This window comes from Blautia sp. MCC269 (assembly GCF_018785655.1).
Taxonomy (GTDB): domain Bacteria; phylum Bacillota; class Clostridia; order Lachnospirales; family Lachnospiraceae; genus Blautia_A.
In genome coordinates, this window is record NZ_WQQE01000081.1 from 1 (window position 1) to 530 (window position 530).

The 530-nt window shown below is 49.4% G+C and carries 2 tRNA genes and 2 rRNA genes; all 4 read right to left on the reverse strand.

Features of this window, described 5'->3' with window-relative positions:
* Positions 1-97 precede the first annotated feature (97 nt).
* A tRNA-Ile gene (locus GPK88_RS17235) sits at positions 98-171 on the reverse strand.
* A gap of 23 nt (positions 172-194) precedes the next feature.
* A tRNA-Ala gene (locus GPK88_RS17240) sits at positions 195-267 on the reverse strand.
* A gap of 5 nt (positions 268-272) precedes the next feature.
* Positions 273-390: ribosomal RNA gene (gene rrf / locus GPK88_RS17245) — 5S ribosomal RNA — on the reverse strand.
* Positions 391-461: 71 nt separating this feature from the next.
* A 16S ribosomal RNA gene (locus tag GPK88_RS17250) occupies positions 462-530 on the reverse strand; the annotation flags it as partial.

Sequence of the window (530 nt, forward strand, 5' to 3'; positions counted from 1 at the left end):
TGGGCTTAATTAACTTAAAACCCAATGGGCTTAAGTGGACCTTTGCCCTATGGCTCATGATTATGAACTTTACGGGGTTCTGGTTCATTTAAACCAGTGGGCTTAAGTGGACTCGAACCACCGACCTCACGCTTATCAGGCGTGCGCTCTAACCAGCTGAGCTATAAGCCCATCTTGAAATCTTTCGATTTCAGTGGAGATGAAGAGATTCGAACTCTCGACCCCCTGCTTGCAAGGCAGGTGCTCTCCCAACTGAGCTACATCCCCATTTGATCTGGCAGCCACCTGCTCTCCCACACCGTCTCCAGTGCAGTACCATCGGCCGCTTAGGTCTTAACCGTCGTGTTCGGGATGGGAACGGGTGTGTCCCCTAAGCGCATCGCTACCAGAAATATCGTTATTCAGTTGCCTTGATAACTCAACAGTAAAACACATTTCAATTACTCTACTTTTTTCCTTAGAAAGGAGGTGATCCAGCCGCACCTTCCGATACGGCTACCTTGTTACGACTTCACCCCAGTCATCGGTCC